Source organism: Paenarthrobacter sp. OM7 (genome assembly GCF_029873575.1).
Lineage (GTDB): Bacteria > Actinomycetota > Actinomycetes > Actinomycetales > Micrococcaceae > Arthrobacter.
In genome coordinates this window covers 20680-41671 of the sequence record NZ_CP123580.1, presented here as the reverse complement: position 1 = coordinate 41671, position 20992 = coordinate 20680, and the positions used below count along the sequence as shown (strand labels likewise).

At 61.4% G+C, this 20992-nt stretch carries 17 protein-coding genes and 1 pseudogene; 9 read left to right on the top strand and 9 right to left on the bottom strand.

The genetic code is table 11. The features are described 5' to 3' along the window. Window positions 1-115 precede the first annotated feature (115 nt). Together QEH68_RS21955 and QEH68_RS21950 are read left to right on the top strand one after the other, a co-directional pair. The gene (locus QEH68_RS21955; protein WP_280628162.1) at window positions 116-1366 is read left to right on the top strand and encodes a M20 family metallopeptidase; all 1251 of its coding nucleotides are present in this window, start codon (window positions 116-118) and stop codon (window positions 1364-1366) included. Between the two features lie 710 nt (window positions 1367-2076). Then, window positions 2077-2306: pseudogene (locus QEH68_RS21950) on the top strand (pyridoxal 5'-phosphate synthase lyase subunit PdxS); the annotation flags it as partial. 64 nt (window positions 2307-2370) lie between these two features. On the opposite strand, the gene QEH68_RS21945 reads toward QEH68_RS21950, so the two are convergent. The 5 genes from QEH68_RS21945 to QEH68_RS21925 form a co-directional block, all read right to left on the bottom strand. After that, window positions 2371-3567, bottom strand: a complete 1197-nt coding sequence (locus QEH68_RS21945) for an acetyl-CoA C-acetyltransferase (protein WP_280628161.1) — start codon at window positions 3565-3567, stop codon at window positions 2371-2373. Further along, window positions 3564-5603 (bottom strand): 3-hydroxyacyl-CoA dehydrogenase NAD-binding domain-containing protein, encoded by a 2040-nt coding sequence (locus tag QEH68_RS21940; RefSeq protein WP_280628160.1) that lies wholly within the window; start codon window positions 5601-5603, stop codon window positions 3564-3566. Before QEH68_RS21940 ends, QEH68_RS21945 begins: the two co-directional genes overlap by 4 nt. A 116-nt stretch (window positions 5604-5719) precedes the next feature. Next, window positions 5720-6709: an NAD(P)H-quinone oxidoreductase gene (locus QEH68_RS21935; RefSeq protein WP_280628159.1), complete on the bottom strand. Its 990-nt coding sequence runs from the start codon at window positions 6707-6709 to the stop codon at window positions 5720-5722. Window positions 6710-6715: 6 nt separating this feature from the next. Continuing rightward, entirely contained in the window at window positions 6716-8347 is a 1632-nt protein-coding gene (locus QEH68_RS21930) for a long-chain fatty acid--CoA ligase (RefSeq protein WP_280628158.1), read from the bottom strand. Window positions 8348-8402: 55 nt separating this feature from the next. Continuing rightward, complete coding sequence (locus QEH68_RS21925; RefSeq protein WP_280628157.1) at window positions 8403-9791, bottom strand: MFS transporter; 1389 nt, start codon at window positions 9789-9791, stop codon at window positions 8403-8405. A gap of 170 nt (window positions 9792-9961) precedes the next feature. Here QEH68_RS21925 and QEH68_RS21920 point away from each other — a divergent pair, with 170 nt between their 5' ends. The 7 genes from QEH68_RS21920 (at window position 9962) to QEH68_RS21890 (ending at window position 17004) form a co-directional block, all read left to right on the top strand. Then, window positions 9962-10624: a TetR/AcrR family transcriptional regulator gene (locus tag QEH68_RS21920; RefSeq protein ID WP_280628156.1), complete on the top strand. Its 663-nt coding sequence runs from the start codon at window positions 9962-9964 to the stop codon at window positions 10622-10624. A 131-nt stretch (window positions 10625-10755) separates the two neighbouring features. Beyond that, window positions 10756-11565 (top strand): enoyl-CoA hydratase, encoded by an 810-nt coding sequence (locus QEH68_RS21915; RefSeq protein WP_280628155.1) that lies wholly within the window; start codon window positions 10756-10758, stop codon window positions 11563-11565. A gap of 40 nt (window positions 11566-11605) precedes the next feature. After that, window positions 11606-12418, top strand: coding sequence for a crotonase/enoyl-CoA hydratase family protein (locus tag QEH68_RS21910; protein WP_280628154.1), 813 nt, complete (start codon window positions 11606-11608; stop codon window positions 12416-12418). A 51-nt stretch (window positions 12419-12469) separates the two neighbouring features. Next, complete coding sequence (locus QEH68_RS21905; RefSeq protein ID WP_280628153.1) at window positions 12470-13660, top strand: acyl-CoA dehydrogenase family protein; 1191 nt, start codon at window positions 12470-12472, stop codon at window positions 13658-13660. Window positions 13661-14350: 690 nt separating this feature from the next. Then, a complete protein-coding gene (locus QEH68_RS21900; protein WP_280628152.1) occupies window positions 14351-15211 on the top strand; it encodes an ABC transporter permease subunit in 861 nt (286 codons plus the stop codon). Beyond that, complete coding sequence (locus QEH68_RS21895) at window positions 15208-15984, top strand: ABC transporter ATP-binding protein (RefSeq protein WP_280628151.1); 777 nt, start codon at window positions 15208-15210, stop codon at window positions 15982-15984. The genes QEH68_RS21900 and QEH68_RS21895 overlap by 4 nt, the downstream gene beginning before the upstream one ends. Before the next feature lie 33 nt (window positions 15985-16017). Continuing rightward, entirely contained in the window at window positions 16018-17004 is a 987-nt protein-coding gene (locus QEH68_RS21890; RefSeq protein ID WP_280628150.1) for an ABC transporter substrate-binding protein, read from the top strand. Between the two features lie 401 nt (window positions 17005-17405). Here QEH68_RS21890 and QEH68_RS21885 read toward each other — a convergent pair whose 3' ends face one another. The 4 genes from QEH68_RS21885 to QEH68_RS21870 form a co-directional block, all read right to left on the bottom strand. After that, window positions 17406-18245, bottom strand: coding sequence for an alpha/beta hydrolase (locus QEH68_RS21885; RefSeq protein ID WP_280628149.1), 840 nt, complete (start codon window positions 18243-18245; stop codon window positions 17406-17408). 69 nt (window positions 18246-18314) lie between these two features. After that, window positions 18315-18884: a TetR/AcrR family transcriptional regulator gene (locus QEH68_RS21880; RefSeq protein WP_280628148.1), complete on the bottom strand. Its 570-nt coding sequence runs from the start codon at window positions 18882-18884 to the stop codon at window positions 18315-18317. Window positions 18885-19020: 136 nt separating this feature from the next. Further along, window positions 19021-19869 carry an oxidoreductase gene (locus QEH68_RS21875; protein ID WP_280628147.1) on the bottom strand — a complete coding sequence of 283 codons (849 nt, stop codon included), beginning with the start codon at window positions 19867-19869 and terminating at the stop codon, window positions 19021-19023. A 143-nt stretch (window positions 19870-20012) separates the two neighbouring features. Continuing rightward, on the bottom strand, window positions 20013-20921 hold the full coding sequence (locus QEH68_RS21870; RefSeq protein WP_280628146.1) for an SDR family NAD(P)-dependent oxidoreductase: 909 nt from the start codon (window positions 20919-20921) through the stop codon (window positions 20013-20015). Between the last annotated feature and the right edge of the window lie 71 nt (window positions 20922-20992).

The window sequence follows — 20992 nt, the reverse complement described above, 5'->3', positions numbered from 1 at the left end:
ACTGATCTCATAATCAACCCCGCACCCAGCAGGGGAGACACAAGCGCCAACAGGAAGTCACACCCAGGCCCCTCCCGGCACACCAAGGGGAGGAATGGACCGTCGAATAAGGACAATGAAAGTGCATGAGAGTATCAATTTCAAGGGGGAAGCCGCAGCCATCGAGCCCCGGCTGATCGCCTTGCGACGAGAGTTGCACCAAGTACCTGAGATAGGCAATGACCTCCCCCAAACGCAAGCCCTCGTCCTGCAAGCACTCAACGGTCTGCCATTGGAAATACACACAGGTCTTTCACTGACCTCCGTGGTGGCCGTACTGCGAGGTCGTGGCCAAGTGCCCACCGATACCCGCCGGCCAACGGTACTCTTGCGCGGAGACATGGACGGACTGCCCCTCACTGAAGAAACCGACCTTCCGTTCGCCTCTACGAACGGATTCATGCACGCCTGCGGCCACGACTTGCACACCGCCGGCCTTATCGGTGCCGCGTTACTTCTGTCCGCGCATTTGGACGACATTCCCGGAGACGTGGTCTTCATGTTCCAACCAGGAGAAGAAGGCCCGGGAGGGGCCGAACCAATGATCGCCGAAGGGGTGCTGGAGGTCACAGGCCAACGTCCCGATGCCGTATACGGTCTCCATGTCGTCGCCCACAAAACCGCCGGAGAATTCTCCATTCGGCCGAAAACCATCATGGCCGGCGTCGGGGAACTGGAAATTACCGTGACCGGCCGTGGTGGGCACGGTGCCGAGCCGCACAAGAGTATGGATCCGGTACCTGTAGCCTGCGAGATCGTGCTGGCCTTACAAAGCTACCTCTCGCGGCGCGTCAATGTCTTCGACCCCGTTGTCATCACCGTCGGTGAAATCCATGCCGGATCGGCAGTCAATATCATCCCGGATTCGGCCACACTCAAAGGCTCTGTCAGGGTTCTCTCCGACGCCGCATTCGATCAGATCGCAAGAGACCTACCCTTGCTGTCAGACGGTATCGCCCAAGCTCATGGGTGCCTCGCTGACACGAGAGTAGAAAAGTTCTATCCGCCCACGGTTAACGATCCTGACGAGACAGCCTTCGTCGTGCAGGAGCTGACAGCCATGTACGGACCAGACAGGGTAAAAATCCTGGAACATCCCTGGATGGCTTCCGAGGACTTTTCCCTGTTGCTCCAGCAGGTGCCGGGAGCCTTCATTCTTCTTGGGGCCAACCCGGGCCAGCTGGCGAAAGAACCACTAACCAACCACTCCCCCGAGGTCGTGTTTGATGACGTGGTCTTGGCGGACGCGGCAGCGATTCTGGCACAGTTGGCATACGACCGAGTCGTCTCCTACATCCGACCGACATCGGGAGTTACGACGCTCTGATCGAATTCCCCCACAGCTGCAGCCATTGATCACCTTGAGGCACTGACAAAGGTATCCGAATACTTACGAACCGAGCTACGCCAGGGGCTGGACGAACTAACCCAACGCATACCCCCACCCCGCGCAGAAGAGACATGACGCTCCTAAGCGCAGTCAGTAACCACCGATGGATTCCGAGATGCAGCACCTGTCGAGGATCCACCGGAATTCGGTCGTGACGGACGCCTGAATCCGCGTGCTTGACTCATGTGCGCTAGCTCGGGACACGTCCCAAGTGTGCGCCTAATTGACAAGGGAGCCTGGCAACTTGCAGAGCAAGCGTTGCAGGTCGCCCGCACACTGCAGATGCAGGCCCCAGTCATTCTCGGCGGTGGTCTCATCATGAACCAACCGCTCCTGCAATAAAGCGTCTCCGCCCACCTTGGAGTTCACGGTGTCACTGACGTCCGGGTTCTAGCAACAGAACCAGTCTTCGGCGTCTCGTACCTGGCCAAATCAAAGGATGACCGCAGTCGAGTCGGCCCGGAGACATCCTGAAGCTGAAGCGAAAGGCTTCGTGGACCCAGAGAATCGCATAAGTTGTCTACCACTACTGCTCGCGGAGCTGCCCAAATGACTCCCGACTTCCAACCATGAGCAATCCCGGGCTCGCCTCGCACCAGCACCTCTGGCTGGTGGTGGTCAGTGCTGCCCTCTGACCTTTCGTCTTGGCCCCGTTTGGGCTGGTCCAGGACGTACGTAGCTGCCATCGGCTAGCTCCCGTGGTGCTGTTCACCGCGGGGTGGCATCGCCACCCCGGGTGATGCTTCTATGATGATGCAGTTCAGCGCGAACGGTGTCTTCGTAGGCTCGGGTCTTCAGGTCCGGCAACGCAGCCCAGCGGGCCGCCGCCGGCGTCAAGGTCATCTCGTTGGACGACAATCCCGCTGTCATCGCCAAACAACGTCGATGTTATCCCCCAGAACGCGGACGGTAACAGCGCAAAATGCTGGCTGATGGATGCGTCAGCCAGCCCCTGACACCGAGAGCAGCAAGGCGTCGCCCTGGCCGCCTCCCCCGCACAGAGCAACTGCGGCGTTTCCCCCGCCTCGGCTCAGCAGTTCATGGACGGCTGCCACGACAACCCGGGCTCCAGACGCCCCGATGGGGTGGCCCAAGGCGATGGCTCCCCCATTTGGGTTGACCTTTTCGAGATCGACGCCGAGTATCCCTGCCGAATGGAGCGACACGGAGGCAAAGGCTTCGTTGATTTCAATGAAGTCGAGGTCCTCAACCTCCCAGCCTTCACGATCCAAGGCCTTCCGTATGGCCTTGGCCGGTTTGTCCGGAAGTGAGGTGTCAGGCCCTGCGATCTGCCCGTGGGAGCGGACCGTCGCCAGGATATTTAGGCCGTGCGCTTCTGCGTAACTCCTTGTGGTCAGGACTACTGCCGCAGCCCCATCGTTGAGCGGTGAGGCATTGCCTGCAGTCACCGTTCCTGCGGGGGAAAACGCGGGCTTGAGCTTGCCGAGTACTTCTGCTGTTGTTCCGGCGCGCACACCTTCATCTACTGCCACATGGATGTCTGCACCGCGGTGCTGGGGAACGACTACGGGGATTATTTGGGATTCAAATCGGCCAGTGGTTTGGGCGGTGGCTGCCCTCTGGTGCGACAGGGCAGCGACCTGGTCCTGAGCGGAGCGGGAGAGGTGAAGTTCTTCGTTAACGGCGTCGGTGGCAAGCCCCATGGATTCTCCGGTGAAGGCATCAGTGAGCCCGTCGCACGCGGCCGAGTCAGTCAGGACACTGTCGCCGTACATGGTGCCTGCACGCGAGCCGGCAAGGACATGCGGAGCGTTACTCATCGACTCCTGGCCGCCGGCGACAACGACGTCAGCTTCACCCAGGCGCAGCTGCCGCGCGCCTTCGATAATGGCTGACAGACCCGACAGGCATACCTTGTTGACCGTGATGGCGGGAGTGTCCAGCGGGATGCCGGCTGCGGCAGCGGCTTGGCGGGCGGGGTTCTGACCACTGCCGGCCTGCAGGACGTGGCCCATGATCACCGCGTCGACCCGGGTGGCGTCCAGGTTGGCATGGCGTAGTGCTCCCCGGATGGCAGTGCTGCCGAGTTCGACGGCAGAGAGAGCGGCGAGTTGGCCCATGAGGCGACCTTGCGGGGTTCTGGCCGCTCCTACGATGACGACATCCGTGTTGTTCATACTGTCTCCTTGGTGAGGGTGTCGATGGGGCGGAACCTTGTGCCGGTCTCGCGGTCGAGAAGGGGCGTTAGGCCGCCGGTGTGGAAGGGGAAGTTCGCACCGAGAATCATGCAAAGGTCAATTTGTTCCGGGCCAGCGACGAGCGATTCCTTCAGCATCAGCGATGTCTCCTCTGCCATGGCCCCCATGATCCGGGTCCGTACCAGCTCAGCGGAGACGGGTGCCGGGTCGGGCAGGAACGCCGCTGCTGATGCAGTGATGTGGCCGTGTTCGTCCAGGTAGCCGGGCAGTCCGGCGGCGACGATGGCTTTGAGGCTGGTGCTGGAGGTGAACCGCTCCGGATACGCATCGTGCATGGTGTCACCGATGTGCTGTTGAACGGCTGGGCCAATGAACTGCAGGAGCTGCAGAGGAGTCATGGGCAATCCCACGGGGTCCAGCGCGTGATCGACCGTGTACGGGTCGGCTCCTTCGTCGATGAATTGCAGGGCCTCGCTGATCAGGCGGGTCAGCAGCCGGTTCACGACGAATCCGGGTTTGTCTTTCACGAGTACGGGTACCTTGTTGAGATCGTTCGCCAGGGTCAGTGCTGTAGCGGCCGCTGCCGGGTCCGTGCCGGGGAGGGTGATGAGTTCGACGAGCTGGAGACGGTCAACGGGGTTGAAAAAGTGGAAGCCGACCAGTCTTTCGGGATGGGTGAGACCGGCAGCGATGTCGGCTATTGACAGCGATGAGGTGTTGGTCAGCAGAATCGCCTCGGGGCTGACCACTTCTTCTACTTGTGCGAAGACTTCACGCTTGACGCCCAGTTCCTCGAAGACTGCCTCAATCACCAGGTCGCGGTCGGCAAATGCTGCTTTGTCGGTGGCGCCCCGCACCAGGCCACAGATTTCCTGTGCTTCAACGGCACTGAGCAGCCCGCGGGCCACCAGCTTGTCAGTTTGCTGTCCGATCCATTCCAGGGCCGAGTCAATCCGGGTAGTAGAAACGTCAGTGAGCAGCACGGGAACGCGCAGTTGGCTGGCAAAGAGGAGAGCCAATTGGCTGGCCATCCGGCCTGCCCCGACCACACCGACGGTGCGGATCGACCTGGGCTGTGCCGTGCCCGCCCCGGATACGGCGGTCTGCTTTGCCGCGGCCCCGGTGATGGTTAGGGCGTACCGGCTGGCACCGGCCGGGAAGGAGAGCAGCAGCTCACCGAACGCACGCACCTCCTCCTGCTGGCTGGCCGGTGTGGGGCCGGTCGCCAAGTTCTCAGCTGCGGCCTCGATCAGGCCCAAGGCCCGGTACGGGGCGGGCGCGGCGCCTCTGAGTCGCTTGTCCAGTGACTTCCGCACCGACTGCAGCGCAGCGGGATCGTGAACCGCTGCTGGCTTGGCCTTGGGTCCTTCCTGTCCGGAAACGATGTCTGCGGCCCAGCGCAGTGACGCGTCCAGGAAGTCATCGTCGGGGAACACAGCGTCCACCAGACCGATGGACAAAGCTTCTGGGGCCGACAGGGTCCTGCCGTTGAGGGCATCGGAAACGATCAGCTTCGCGGCCGCGGTTGTACCGAGCGCTGCGGTGGCCAGCGGTATGCCTCCCCACCCGGGGATGAGACCGAGCCGGACTTCAGGCAATCCCAAGGCAGGTACCGATGCCGCCGCCGTCCGGTAGTCGGCGTGGAGTGCAAGCTCGAGGCCGCCACCAAGGGCTGTGCCGTTGAGAAAAGCGAACGTTGGCACGTTGAGGGCGCGTAACTGGCCAAGGACCTCAAGGCCTGTGGCGGCGACTTCATCGGCTTCAGCAACGGTGGTGGCAAGTGCCATTTGTTTGAGGTCGGCACCTGCGCAGAAGGTTCTGCCAACGCCGGTGATGGCTAGGGCGTCTGTTTCCTCCAGATCCACCGCGGTCAGTGCTGCGGAGAGGTTACTCAGGGATGCCGGACCCAAAGTCACGGGCCGTCGGCTGCCGTTGTCGAGGGTAAGCAGTGCGATGCGGACATCGTTGTGGACATGGTGGGAGATCCGGACGTGGGTGATGGTCTCGTCGGTCATTGGGCTCCTAGGGACAAGATGGTGGCGGGCAGGCTTGATCCGTTTCGTGCCGCGCTGAGTAGGGCAGTTGGCGATGACTGGCATTTATATGGGAGCCGGGTGGGGCGGGCCACCGATCAGCTCATGGTGAGAATGACTTTGCCCATGGTGCCGGGGGCGTCGAGCAGGCGGTGCGCGGCCGCGGCTTCGGTGACGGGGACGTAGGCGTGGACAACGGGCTTGACGGCTTTGTCCGCGATCATCGGCCACAGGTGCTTTGTCACGTCCCGGACGATGGCGGCTTTTCCCGATTCGCCGTGAACGGGGCGGCCGCGCAGGCCTGCTGCGTGGATCGTGCCGCGTTTTGCCATCAAGCGGGCAAGGTGCAGCTCGCCTCGGGCGCCGCCCTGGAAACCGAGGACAGCGATTCGTCCGTCCGCGGCCAGGGCGGAGATGTTCTTGTCCAGGTAGGAGGAACCCATGATGTCGAGGATGACGTCAGCTCCATGGCCGCCGGTTTGCTCCCCCAGCGCAGCGACAAAGTCGGTCGTCTTGTAGTTGATGGTGATGTCGGCCCCCAGGGTTCGACAAGCCTCAAGCTTCTCTTCGGTCCCGGCAGTGACCGCGACCCGGGCCCCCAGTGCTTTGGCCACTTGGATCGCATGGGTTCCGATGCCGCTCCCGCCGCCGTGGACAAGGAAGGTTTCACCGGCGGTCAGCTTGGCGAAGGTGGCGACGTTTGACCACACGGTACAGGCCGCTTCGGGCAGGGCCGCGGCCTCTTCCAAACCCACACCGTCCGGAATGGGAAGAAGCTGTTCAATAGGAACGGCAACTCGTTGGGCGTAGCCGCCTCCAGTGAGCAGCGCGCATACGCGGTCGCCGATTTCCCACCCGGTGACGCCGGAGCCGAGCTGGGAAATTGTTCCGGAGCATTCCAAGCCAATAATGAGGCTCGCGCCTGCAGGAGGCGGGTAGTTCCCTTGGCGTTGGTGCAGATCAGCCCGGTTCACTCCGGCGGCGGCGACATCGATGATCACCTCTCCTGTCCCGGGGACGGGGTCCGGCGCCGGGGCCCATTCCATGTTTTCGGGCTCCCCGGGGTTCTTTACTGAGATGGCGTACATCGCGGTCTACTTCCCGCCGGCGGATGCGATGGTGCCAAGCGGCAGTTGGTTCTTGGCGATTTTTCCGACTGCCGTGCGGGGTAGCGCGCTCAACCTGGCGTACTCCCGAGGAATTTTGTAGCCTGCCAGATGCTGGCGGCAGTGGGCGTCCAGTTCCTCATCGGTGACGGTCAGGCCGGGTTCCAGGGTGATGAACGCGACGATCTTTTCTCCCCGGTATTCGTCGTCCCTGCCGACGACCGCCGTTTCGAGCATGCCTGGGAATTTCGCCAGGATCTGTTCGACCTCGGCCGGGTAGACGTTGAATCCGCTTGTGACGATCATTTCCTTCTTCCGACCCACGATGAAGAAGTAGCCGTCTTCGTCCATTCGTGCGAGGTCCCCTGTCAGCAGCCAGCCGTCACGAAGGGTCTCGGCCGTTTGTTCCGGACGGTTCCAGTACCCCTTCATGATCTGCGGGCCGCGAACGATCATTTCTCCGATTTCACCGACAGGTAGTTCGTGGACGCCGTCACCGCTTTGATTGATGACCCGGACCTCTGTCAGGGGCAATGGAATGCCGATGCTGCCCACCTTACGGTCGGCGTACAGGGGGTTCAGGTGTGTTGACGGGGATGCTTCGCTGATGCCGAAGCCTTCAATGATGCGGCCGCCGCTGTTGTGTTCGAACTGTTTGATTTGCTCCAGGGGGAACCCGGCGCCGGCGCTGTTGAAAATAGCCACTTGGTCCAGCCCGCTGGTGTTGACGCCGGGGTCGCGGTTCAACGCGGTGTACATCGTGGGGACGCCGCTGAAGACGTAGGGTTTCTCGTCCCGGATGGTGGCCAGCATCTGGGCCGGCCGGAAGTCCTGGATGAGAAGCTGGTTCATGCCTGAGCGAACTGCAAGGAGGGTGACCGCTGTCAGGGCGAAGACGTGGCACATCGGCAGCACGTTCACCGTCTTGGCCCCCACAGGTACATCGAGCAGGCCGTACGTGACCGCGTAGCGTTGCTCGACATTGGCGATGAGGTTCCGGTGGGTGAGCATGACACCCTTGGCGGCGCCGGTCGTACCACCGGTGTACTGCAACACTGCCACGTCGGCAGGTTCAGCTGCTGACTGCAGGGGCCCGGTGCCCAGAAACTGCTCCAGGTCCGAGAAGGCAGTGCCGGGGTGGTCATCGCCTCCCTGGACGGTGTCGACTCGGATGAGCCGTCGGCCGAGGAAGCCCGGTTCCTCCGGTGAGCAGCGGCTCACCGTTTCGTCGGTGGCGATGACCAGGTCAGCGCCGGAGTCGTCGAGGATGCGGCGGATTTCTTCGGCCGGGTAGCGGTTGTTGATTTGGACGACGATGCCCTGAGCCAGGGTCACACCGAATATTGCGGTCACGTACTCCGGACGGTTCGGCAGCACGATGGCCACTCTGTCACCCGGACGAAGTCCGTTCTGGATGAGGAGCTTCGCGAATGCGTGGGCCTGTTGGTGAAGCTCCTCGAAGGTCCATGTGCGGCCTTCGAACGTCATGGCAGTACGGTCTGAGTATCGTGCCCGGGACTCAGCGAGCATGTCACCCAGAGTTACATCCGGGGTGGAGTGCATCTGTTGCACGGAGGGCGGGTATAGCTTCGTCCAAGGCTGGTCATGGGACGGGGACATCGGTACTTCCTTCTTGCCTAAGTAGTGTGCCGGGAGGGCCGGTATCGTGCGGTTTTTAAGAGGGGGTGCTGGCTTGGTCTTCCGGCGTTTGCGCCGGCAGCCCAGCCTTTACACGCAGGTCGGCCAGTCGCTGCTTCAAACTCGCCGCATCCCGCTCCGGATTGACGAGGAACAGCGTCAGCACACCACCTGCGAGGATCGCCACTCCGAAGATCTGGTACGACAGTGAGAAGCCTTCGAGTGAGGTTGCCGCGTTTTCGACCAGAATTCCGACCAAGCTTGGCGCGATGAGGCCGGAAAGGTTTTGCAGCGCCAGGAAGATGCCGATGGTGCTGGAGAGCTGGGCGACCGGAACAATCTGGGAGATGACGGCATTCATCATCGGCAGGGCAACGCTCATGCAGCCGTAGCCCAGGATCAGGACGGCGACCACGACAACCGGAACACCGAACAGCGGCAGGCAGGCCAGGGCGATACCGCCGATGAGCAGGAAGCCGGCGGTGGTGACCGCCAGGACCTTTCCTGACGATGGGCGCTTGCTGGCGATCCGGTCGGTGACAAACGTGGCACCGTACATGAGGATCACCGAGGCAATGCTGGGCAGACCGAACATCAGCCCGGATTCGAGGCGCGAATATCCCAACCCCTTCTCGAAGTACGACGGCAGCCAGGTGATTGTCGCCGAGACGACGCCGTACACGGCGAAGGTCGCGAAGAGTGCACCCAGGAACGACTTGGTGAGCAGGATATGGCGGAGGGGAATTTTCACCACGGGGGCCGCAGGTGCGGCCTCAGCAATCTGCTCGCTGCGCGACTGACGCCTTGCTTTGGCGTAGGGTCCTTCCTTGCCGATGAAGAGCCAGACGGCACACCATACGAAGCTGGCCATGGCCATGGTGATGAAGCCTGCACGCCACCCCCAAGTGACGACGACCACGGCCAGGGCCGGGGCTGCGAAGATCTTGGCGAACGAAGAGCCAGAGGTGACCAGGGCTGCAGGGAAGCCTCTCTTGGCGGGGGCAAACCACTGGAACACGGCCGTACTGGCCATGGCGGTGGCAGGACCTTCAAAGGCTCCCAACGCGATGCGGGAGAAAAGCAGGACTGCGAAGGTGCCGCTGATGAGGACCGGGAATTGGACCACTCCCCAGAGGGCGGCCAAGGTGAAGAGGATCCATCGCACTTGGAACCTGTCGCCCAGGAAGCCGACCATGGCTCCGCTGACGCTGAACAGGAAAAAGAAAGCACTTCCAGCGAACCCGATCTGGCTTGGGGTCAGACCGAACTCGTCCATGAGCGGCTGGGCGACGATGCCGATGAGGGCTTTATCAGCCCAGTTCAGCGTTGCGAAGAGTACGACCATTGTCGTGACCGTCCAGGCTCGGAGGCCTGAGCGTTGCGCGGCGGCCGGAGCGGCGGTGATGGGGGCTTGGGGGACAACCATTGGATTTCCTCGTCGATGAAGAATGGAGCCGAGTGGCGAAAGCGCCTGGCGAACTAGCGCTGCTAGTTAAAGCTTACAGAAGCATTATGTGCGTGTGAAGCGGCTCACGCAAGTTATTCCCGCGGATAGGGAAATCTTGAAGGTGAGGACTCTATGGCAAGGTATAACCCATGGGACGCCCTAGAACTCCTGCCTTATCGCCGCAGCGCATCGTCGCCGAAGCCACCGCCCTCATCGACGAGGAAGGCCTCGCCGCACTGACGACGCGGCGTCTTGCCGCGCGGCTCGGCATCAAAGGACCCTCGATCTACAACCACTTCGCCACCATGGACGCCGTGGCCGATGCGGTCATCAACTCACTGCTGGAGACCGTGGATACGACCATCTTTGAGTCGGTCGGCTGGCGCGCCGCCCTTCCCGTCTGGGCGAAGAGCTACTGGGGCGTACTCCAGCGCCACCCCGGGATTGTGCCGCTTATGGCGCGGGGCCCCGGCACCCGGTCGGCGCAGTTGCGTCTGGCCGACGCCTTTTACGGGTCGCTGGTGGACGGCGGGTGGCCGCCCCGCCAGGCAACCGAAGTAGCCATCGCTGTCCGCAACTTCATTGCAGGTTCAGCGCTCGGCTCGTACAGCGCGGGGTTCGCTGAGGGCCGCGATTTTTATGCGGAAGAGTTTCCCCATTTGCAGGATGCGTACCGCCTTCCCGAGCGGCAGGCGCTTCTCGACCTCGCCGCTTTCGAACGTGGCCTCACGTGCATGATCGACGGCCTCGTTTTGCACTACGCCACTGACATCGCAAGCGTGTCCAAACGCGGAACAGCCCCACAGGAGTAGCCTCCACCGGCGACGGCCTTACTCGGCCGGGAGCTCAACAGGCCTAGATTTAACTAGCGCTGATAGTTTATGGTGGTCCTGACCCCACAAACGGCGAGGTCGAACCTCCCCAGGATCAAAGGAGCTCCCAAATGACGTACGACTACGTTCTTTACGAAGTTGAAGGCCCGGTCGCCACCATCTGGCAGAACCGCCCCCAGCAGCGCAACGCCCAGAATGAGCAGATGCTCGACGAGCTCAACGATGCTGTCCTGCGCGCCGGAGCCGACCCGGAAATCCGGGCCGTCGTCCTCAGCGGCAAAGGCGGGCACTTCTCCGCCGGCCACGACCTGAAGGAAGGCCAGATCAAGCGGCAGGACTTCACGCCCGAGGAGCGGTGGGCCTATGAGACCCGCTCCTACATGGACTACTGCCTGAACATCTACAACCTTCCCAAACCCACCATTGCCCGCGTCGAGGGCGCATGCATCGCAGGTGCGTTCATGGTCGCCAACATGTGCGACATGATCGTCGCCTCGGAAGAGGCATTCTTTGCAGACCCTGTCCTGCACACCATGGCAGTCGCCGCTGTCGAAGTCCTGGTTCACCCTTGGGTCATGGGCAGCCGCAAAGCACGTGAATTCCTGTTCACCGGCGAGCCCATGCCCGCCAAGGACGCCCTTGAATGCGGCATGGTCAACCGGGTGGTGCCTGCGACGGAACTTGATGACGCCGTGCACACGCTCGCTCACCGGGTGGCCCAGGCTCCCCCGTTCGCCACCGCCGTCCTGAAAAAGTCCCTGAACCGGACCCAGGAAACACAAGGCTTCAATGTGGCGTTGAGCGCTCACTTCGATGCGCACCAGCTGACCCACTTCAGCCACGAAGCTGCGCGGGGGAAGGCCGATGGCGGCTTCTCCAACTCCATCACCCGCAACAAGGTCGGAGCCTCGGTCCGCTAGGCCAAACCGGACGAATCGATTGACCGAAAGAAGAATTCCAATGACACCTTTGTACATTGAAGCGTTACCTACCGACGACCGGGTCGTCACGCGGCATCGGGTGGGCCACGTCTACCTCATGGGCCTGAACCGTGTCTCCAAGCGAAATGCCTTCGACCTGGAGATGCGCGCCGAACTCGCCATGGCCTACGCGGAAATGGAGCAGGACGAAAACATCCGCGCCGGCGTCTTCTACGCCCACGGGGACCACTTCACCGGCGGCCTGGACATGGCAAAGGTGGGCAACGCCCTCCGCGAAGGACGCGGCGGCATCCCCGAAGGGGGAATCGACCCCAGGCAGCTCTCAGGCCCGCAACGTCGCAAGCCTGTCGTCAGCGCAGTACAGGGATGGTGCCTCACGCTCGGAATCGAGCTTCTGCTGGCCACCGACATCCGGGTCGCTTCGGAGGACGCAAAGTTCTCCCAGATGGAAGTCAGCCGCGGCATCTTCCCCTTCGGCGGAGCCACCATCAGGTTCCCCCGGGAAGTCGGCTGGGGCAACGCCATGCGGTACATGCTCACCGGCGATACCTTCGACGCCGCTGAAGCCCTGCGCATCGGCGTAGTCCAGGAAGTAGTTCCGACCGGCCAGCAACTCCAACGGGCCTATGAACTGGCAGAACGCATCTCCCAACAAGCTCCCTTGGGTATCTCCACAACACTGCAATCGGCACGCCGGGCCCAACGCGAAGGCGAACAGGCAGCCGCCAAGGAACTGATACCGGAAATGCTCCAACTTCTGGACACCAGCGACGGTGCCGAAGGGGTTGCCTCCTTCCTCGAACGCCGCCCCGCGGTCTTCACCGGCCGCTAGGACACTTCCCTGCGGCAAAACCACCTCTGCCGCACGAGACAAAGGACCACCATGGACACCCAATCCATCGACACCGACTACTTCCTCCTTGAAGCCAACCTCACCGACGAGGACCGCGCCCTGCAGAAACAGATACGCGCCTTCGTCGACACCGAGGTCCTGCCGATCATCAACGACTACTGGGAACGTGCCGAATTTCCCCACGAGCTCGTCGACAAATTCGCAGCCCTCGGCATCGTCGGAACCACCATCGACGGCTACGGCTGTCCCGGGCTCAGCCCCACCGCGGCCGGGCTGATCGCCATGGAACTGGGCCGCGGCGACGGCTCGATGAACACCTTCTTCGGCGTTCACTCCGGACTGGCCATGGGCAGCGTGCACATCCTCGGTAGCGAAGAACAAAAGCAGCGATGGCTTCCACCCATGTCCCGGATGGAAAAGATCGGCGCTTTCGCCCTCACCGAACCGGACCACGGCTCCGACTCAGTGGCACTGGAAACATCAGCCCGGCTCGACGGAGACCACTACGTTCTCAACGGCGCCAAGCGCTGGATCGGCAACGCAAGCTTCGCCGACATCATCGTCATCTGGGCCAGAGACGAAGCCGACGGACAGGTCAAGGCCTTCATCCTGGAGAAGAATCCCGACGGTACCTACCCCGACGGTTACGAAGCCGAGGTCATTACCGGCAAGATCGGCAAACGTGCCATCCTCCAGGCAGATATTAAGCTCTCGGACCTCCGGATTCCCGTCGGGAACCTTCTGGCGGAAGCCACCTCGTTCCGGGATGCAACACGTGTTCTGACCGCCACCCGGAACAGCGCATCCTGGGAATCTGTGGGCCACGCCATGGCAGCGTACGAAGCAGCCGCACACCACGCCCTCACCAGGGTCCAATTCGGCAAGCCGTTGGGGAGCTTCCAGCTCATTCAGAACAAACTGGCCAATATGCTCTCCGAGCTGACCGCAATGCAGCTGATGTGCTTCAGAATCGCCGAACTGGCCGAGACAGGCCGCCTCTCAGGCAATATGGCCTCTCTGGCCAAAATGCACACTGCCAAGAAGGCCCGATGGATATGCGCCGAAGCGCGGGACATGCTCGGTGGCAACGGACTGCTGCTGGACCGACACGTCGCCCGACACATGACCGATATGGAAGTTGTTTCCACCTACGAGGGAACAGACTCCATCCAGTCGCTCCTCGTCGGCCGCGACATCACGGGTATCTCCGCGTTCAAGTGAGTTGCCGCGGGTGAACACCCGGAGTTCCCGGAAGTGGCAACCCGACCCAGGCAGGCCGTGCCCTGCCAACGCTGGCGGCCCAAACCACAACCGGCATGGTCCACCCCATAGGCGGTAGTCACGCGTTCGGACCCGTTCCCTATAACTTGACCCACGCGAGGGCCGTCATCTGATGGCCCTCGCGTGGGTCAAGGCATCTCTCGGCAAGGTTCCTAGCACCCGTCAGTAGGCCGTCCGTAGACGGCGCCCAGCACGTTTCAGGCCCGCCGTGCGCCAGCACCCTGCTGGCCGATGAGCTAGACGTTGAGACCCGCACTCTTCAACCCATGTGCCCGGTGCGTGTGGTTCAACATCTCACGCAGCAGGGTTATCCGGCAGGCCGCAAAGGCCACAACCCCTCTCAGGCATCATTGTTAGGCAACCTCACAGACTTGCGTTGCTAGTTTAATTCGCCAAAGGTGCTTCTCCGCGGTGAGCGCTCGAGCAAAAAGTTTCCTACTAGCGGCGGATCTCCTTCCGGGCCCATGTGATCTGAGCTACACTTATAACTAGCAGCGATAGTTGGTCTTATCTCAGGCTCTGCTGCTGGCCTTCCCCAACGCGGCACAAGCTGCTGCATCACTCTCCCCCGTCGCGCCAAGTGTTTCTCCGCTGCGCGAAGCATCGTAAACAAGAAAAGGAGGTAGAACAGTGTCCTTGACAACTGGCCGTCACGACGGCGCAGGCAAGTCCGACGGGCAACGCCGCCCGACTGACATAGAAGCACCGCTCGTAGTGAAAAAAGTCGCGAAGAGGCGACGCGGAACACCGAAGTGGGCTGTTCCCGTAGCCATTGCACTGACCCTTGCCCTGTACTGGGTCGTGTCCTTGAGCTTTGACGCGTACATCTTTCCGCCGCTGACGGATGTACTGGAGCAAGTTTGGAAGATCCTCGTCGGACAGCCGCAGAACATCGCGGTCACCCTACTGCGGTACGGAGCTGCACTCTTCCTGGCAATCATCGCAGGGTGGGCGTTAGGACTCCTCATGGGTGCCTACCGCCGAATTTTCGGTCCGCTCATGGGTGCCTTCACGTCAATAATTCAAGCCGTTCCTGCGATCTCCTGGATCCTTCTGGCGGTGCTGTGGATGTCCTCGGTGGAGGTCCGCATCGGGTTTATCACCTTCATGATCTCGGTGCCGTTCTTCATCATCGCTGTCTATGAAGGTATCCGGGACATGGACAAGGACGTCCTGGAGGCAGTCGAGCAGTTCCGGCCCAGCAAATTCCAGACCCTACGCATACTCTTGTTGCCCCAATCCCTCGTGAGCCTCATGACAGCGATGCGTTCGACCGCGGCCATGACCTTGAAGATCATGGTGCTGGCCGAACTGCTGGGTGCCAATAACGGCATCGGCCGTTCCATGGGCACCGCGCAGGCTAATTTCCAAATCGATGTGGTGTTCGCATGGACCGTCATCCTTATCGCGGCAAACTTTGCCGTCATCAAACTGATCGACCTACTGGAACGCGCACTGCTGCGCTGGCGTACGGAGGCTGTAGTCCGATGAACACCAACAACAAAGTCATTGTGGACTTTGAGTCGGTCCATCACGAGTTCAACGGAGTGCCGGCGGTGGAGAACCTCACACTCAAGGTCACCGAGGGCGAGAGGCTTGCGATTCTGGGCAGGACCGGCGCCGGGAAATCAACCCTTCTGAATCTCTTGATCGGGAACCTCAACCCCACCAGCGGCACCGTTCGCATTGCGGGCAAAGACCCATACCTTCAGCACAACGAACTGCGCTCCTTGATCGGAATGGCCTTCCAGACGCCGCGACTGCTCCCCTGGCGCCGAGCCGCGGATAACGTGGCTGTCGGTCAGGAAATCCTACGCATCCCCAAGGCAGACCGCATGGAAACTGCCCGCCGGTGGCTTGACAAGATGCATTTGTCAGACTCCTACGAGAAGTTCCCGAGTCAGCTCTCCGGCGGCATGCGCCAACGCGTCTCCCTGGCCCGCGCCTTCGCCATCGATCCCGCACTGATCTTGCTGGATGAGAGCTTCTCGGCCTTGGACGAAGTCACTGCCCGCACGCTCCGGGAGGACTTCGTCGAATTGGCCGAGCAGGAACAGAAGACCGCTCTCATCGTGACCCACAACATCGAAGAAGCCTTCGCTATCGCCACCCGCGTCATCGTGCTGGGACGACCGGCCAAGATCCTCGCCGAGTTCCACACGGCCTCGGAACCGAAAATCGGAACAACCGAGTTCACCGAGCTTCGCCAGAATGTCCGCACCCTGCTGACCTCTGCCCAAGGCGGAATCTCCGCCCGGGGATAACCCTCTCCTCCCTCGCATCAAGAAAGCTTTGACATGAATACTATGACTGGCCGGAAGGCCCTGGCTCTGGGATTGCTCGTACCGCTCCTGGCCCTGACCGCCTGCGGCGGGGACACCACAACCGGCGGCGGGACCCAGAAGACCATCACCATCGGGACATACGGCAGTGGCACTACCGCCCTTGCCACCAACGTCCCGGCTGAGTTTCTGGAGAAGAACGAACAGATCCAGGCCGACCACAACATCAAGGTGGTCTCGGAAGAGTACAGCGACCTCCAAACCCTGTACACGGATGTGACAATCGGACGTATCGATGTGGCCATCGGCGGCCCTTCCATCATCGCCTCAAATGCCAGCACTGGTGCTCCACTCGCGGTGGGTGGAACCGTCGCGAGGTCGACGAACTCCGTAATGAGCGCAGGAAAACCATGGACCAAGGAAGAGATCAAGGGCAGCCGTATCGTCGCCCAGACGAGTTCGGGCAGCTGGAAGGCCGTCCAGACTCGTATCAGTTCCAACTTCGGTCTTGAGCCCGGGCGCGACTACGAGCTCATCAACTCCGAAAGCACTGCCGCGGCCGCAATCCAAGCAGCCACCGGAAAGGCAGACTACGCCATCGTGCGCGCTGAACAGATTCTGATTGCCCAACAACAGTTCCCGAACCTGAAAGTCGTCGCCAACCCGGAGGACCTTGGCCTGGTCGCCGGTCGGGCAGACTGGGGCTACGTACTTATCGTGAATACGAAAAAGATCGATCTGGAGTCCTCTGACCGGTTGACCCGCGCCATCGGGGACACCACCGAATGGATGAAGCAGCACCCCGATGACGTCGAACAATTCGCGGTCAGCAAGGGACAGACTCCAGGGGTTACAAAACAGTTCCTGACGTCAGGGGATGTTAACTACGACGTTCAAACCCTCGATGAGGCCCGTGACGACATGAAGCTTGAGTTCGAAGCACTGCTCAAGAGCGGAGTAATCAAGGAAGCTCCTCCCAGCAGTGTCTACGGCGAGAAATAGCAAAGCCCAGAACCAGACGCCGGCAGGAGCCCCGCTCCGACCCTTGCCCTATGGGCCAAGCACTACCAAAAACCCAGACTGGTAAGTGTTATCCGGCAGGGCTTAGTCAACAGTGCGGGTGGGCGTCCTTCAACGAGAAGAACGCCCACCGGTTTCACGGTCGATCGAATTGTTTCATCGACTTTCTTTAGCTCAGGCAAGGGGTCCCTCTGAGCCGGAGGGCGCACTTCACTCATCGTCAATCCTTTGCTCCGGACATCAGAACTTCCAACAACCAGTTCTCGAGGCCGCCGACGGCAGGAGAGCGCCGCTGTCGATGAGCGATCCGGCTTTGCACTCTAAGAAGTCGCTTGCCCATCAACAAGCTCGTGTTAAGTGTCTAACCAATAGGCCCGATGCGATCAGGCCGCGAGGAACTCGTTGACTTCGGCTGCGAACTCAGAGGGGTACTGAAACAGGAACCCATGGCCTGCATCGGGATAAATTGTTACCCGCGAGTCAGGGATGAGGCCAGCGAGCAGGTGCGAATTCGAAGTGGGCACCATCAGGTCGTTGGAACCGTTGGCTACCAGGGTCGGCTGCTCGATAGCGTTCAAGCGCTGGAGGCGTCCATGGTCAGGAACGCCCCATGACGAAATCGCTTCTGCCTGATTGTCCCGGGTTGCAAGGTCTACCTCCTTGTCCCGTCCGTCGGTGCGGCTAAAGATGCGGCCAAGGTACTCCACGCCCTTAGCCTTGCTGGTTTCAGTGTCAGCGAAGAACAAGAACAGCAGGTCCTCGCCTGCAGGGGAGTCGCTATAGGCGTGTTCCTTCACCTCTGCGGTAAACTCGTGCATTTTACGCCCTCCCTCCGGACCGGTTCCGGCCAGCACGAGGCGACGAACCATGTAGGGTCGGCGCAGGGCGACTTCCTGAGCGACGAAACCGCCGAGGGAGAACCCGAACAAGTCGACTCGCTTGAGACCGAGTGCGTCGATAAATGTCGCTACATCGGTCGCCATGCCAGCGACAGAACTGCGCGGGATGCCTGTCGATCCGCCGACGCCTGCTGCGTCGACGAGGATGATTTCGCGCTCGGCCGCAATTGCGTCGACGAGTGCGGGATCCCAGTTGTCGAGGTTGCCGCGGAAGTGCTGTAGGAAGACGACTGGGATACCCGTTGGTTTTCCGTAGCGCCGGTAGCTATAGCTCACACCGTCAGCGCCTGTGATCTGCTGGTTCTCCGCAGTTAGATTAGACATACTTTCTCCTTATTAGACCGGTCGACTAGTGACCGGAGGTGTTGGTGGCGACAGGAGTGCCGTCAGGTTCTAGGTCAGCAGTGATTGCTGAATGATCTGGCGAGCCTCTAGGACGGGATCGGATGACTGGCTGAGCTTTGCGCGGGCGACTGCCCCCTCCAGCAGGGAAATGATGCTTGAAGCCAGCAGTTCCGGGCTTGTCGCGGCTGTCAGCTCCCCCGCCGATCGTGCTTTTGTGATGGTGTCAGCCAGGCTGATCTGCCACTGGTGGAGTGCAGCGTCGACTGCCTCGGCCACGGCGTTGTCAATCGGCCGCATCTCGGTCGAGAAGTTTCCCAGCAGGCAGCCCCGCTGGCACTCCCCCGCCTCGGTCAGGCTCAGGACTTGATCGATATGGTTGTGGATTCGACGCAGAGGTGACGCATCAGAGGTGGCGAGAAGTGCTACATCGGTCATGGATGTGTACTTCTCAACGACCGCCAGCGCCAGTGCGCTCTTGCTGGGAAAGAAGTGGTAGAACGACCCTTTGGGAACGCCCGCAGCGGCTGTGATATCGGTGATGCCAGTACTGGCGAATCCCTCAGTATGAAACAGCTCCAAGGCTGTCCGCAAGATATGCTCTTTCGTATCGCTACCCATATCGACCTTCCATTCTCTCCGAGAATAGACCGGTCGACTAGACATAGCAATGTGAGAGTCATCACGAGTCCGTGGACCGTCGAGGCTTTCGGGGAGGACGGGATCCTTCCAGAAAGCCTCGACGCGTGGCGAGATGTCAGGACTGCACCTGGCTCGTTGCATGGTCCGTGGAGAGAGTGACGTCTTTCCAGGCTCTGATTTCGTCGTCCATCTCCGAGCGTGACGCCTGGACGAGTTGCAGCGCATCCGACCCGAGTATCAGATGCCCGGGCGGGGTGGAGGATGCGATGAGCGTAAGGAGGGCTTGCCCTGCTTTGGCGGGGTCTCCAAGTTGCATACCACTGCGCGATTGGCGCTCTTCCCGGATGGGGGCCATCAGTTCGTCGTAGTCGGATATCGTCCGGTCGACACGATGCATGGAGCTGCCGGCCCAGTTGGTGCGGAACGCGCCAGGTTCCACAGCAGTGACATGAATCCCAAATCCAGCTACCTCTTGGCGAAGGGTAGCTGCGATGCCTTCTACTGCGAATTTGCTGCCGTGGTAGTAGGCAAGTCCGGGGAAAGCCCGGAGCCCGCCCATGGAGGTGATGAAAATGATCTGACCCGAGCGCCGGTGCCGCAGATGGGGCAGGACGGCTTTGGTGACAGCAACGACGCCGAATACGTTGACGGCGAACTGCTGGTAGAGCTCCTCCAGAGCGGATTCCTCGAGGGTCCCTTCCACTCCGTACCCAGCGTTGTTCACGAGGACATCGATCGCGCCGATCGATTCCTCAATGTCGGTAACCAGCGCCGGAATGGCATCGGTGTCGGTGACATCCAGCAACCGGCCGAAGGACCGGCCTGGAGCCAGGCATTCGAACTCCAGGCGTTGCTTCTCGTTGCGGAGGGTTCCGACGACGCGGTGGCCGGCGTTGAGTGCATCCTGCGCAAATGCACGGCCAAGGCCGGTGCTGACGCCGGTGATGAAGATGAGCTTGCTCATGGTTCTCCTTTTAGGTGTGGGCTTCGAGCCCGCTAGGTTTCTTCGGTCGCATTCCTCCGGGGCTGGGCAGCGCTAGCGGCATGGCCTGCAGGACTCTGAATTCATACAGCCAGCACCAGCTGCCGCCCCAGGGGGTGTGGGCTTCAAGCGCTGCGGGCCTGGCGGGCAGCAGGTTCGAGTAGGTCTTCAAGGCCGATTCGTGCGAGGAACTGGGCGCGAATGCGGTCGGCGACCATGGAAACTTCCTCGGAACCATCGTTGGCCGGATCGACGTGTGTGCGGAAAGGACGCTGGCCGGCTGGCAAGGCGACGATGCGTGCGATTTCATCGGCTACCCAGCTCGCATCGGCGTCTGCGGGGGCGAGAGCGGCTAGCTTCTCACCTACACCGGCAAGCACCCCCGGGTACAGCACCTCGTATTCGGCAACGATGCCTTGGTCCTCGGGGGAGCCAGCGGTCGCGAAGTGGTTGGTTCCCGAGGTGAAGGAACCCGGTACGACAATGCTGGTCTCCACCCCGAACCGGGCGACTTCCGCCGCGTAGGAAACAGCCAGGGCGTCCATTGCTGCTTTCGCCGCGAAGTATGGACCAAGGTACGGTGGTGTTCCACCGCGGGAGCTGCTGCTACCAACCCACAACAGCAAGCCTTGCCTGCGGGTGCGGAGGTAGGGAAGTGCTGCTCGGTTCAGTCGCTGCGCGCTGAGAACGTTGACGTCATAGACTTCGGCGAGCTGTTCGGGCGTGAAGGCCTCGGTGGGCCCGCTGACCATATGGCCGACATTGTGTACGATGGCATCGATCTTGTCCTGTTCATGAATGACGCGTCGCACGCCGGCGTCGATAAATGCCTGGGCAGAGGAATCCAGTTCCAATGGCAGCAACTGCACACCGTGTTCCTGGGCGAAGCGAGTTGCCTCGGCGGCACGGGAGGCATTGCGTCCGTTGATACCGCGCATACCCGCGTACACGGTGTTGCCGGCCAGAGCCAGTGCGCGGGCCGACAAAGCCCCAAAGCCGCTCCCTGCACCGCTGATGATAATGACGTTTGACATGATGGTTCTTCCTGTTCGTTAGAGGTGAGTGATCTGCCGCTGGGCGTTCGGTGATGCCCGGGCTCGGATAA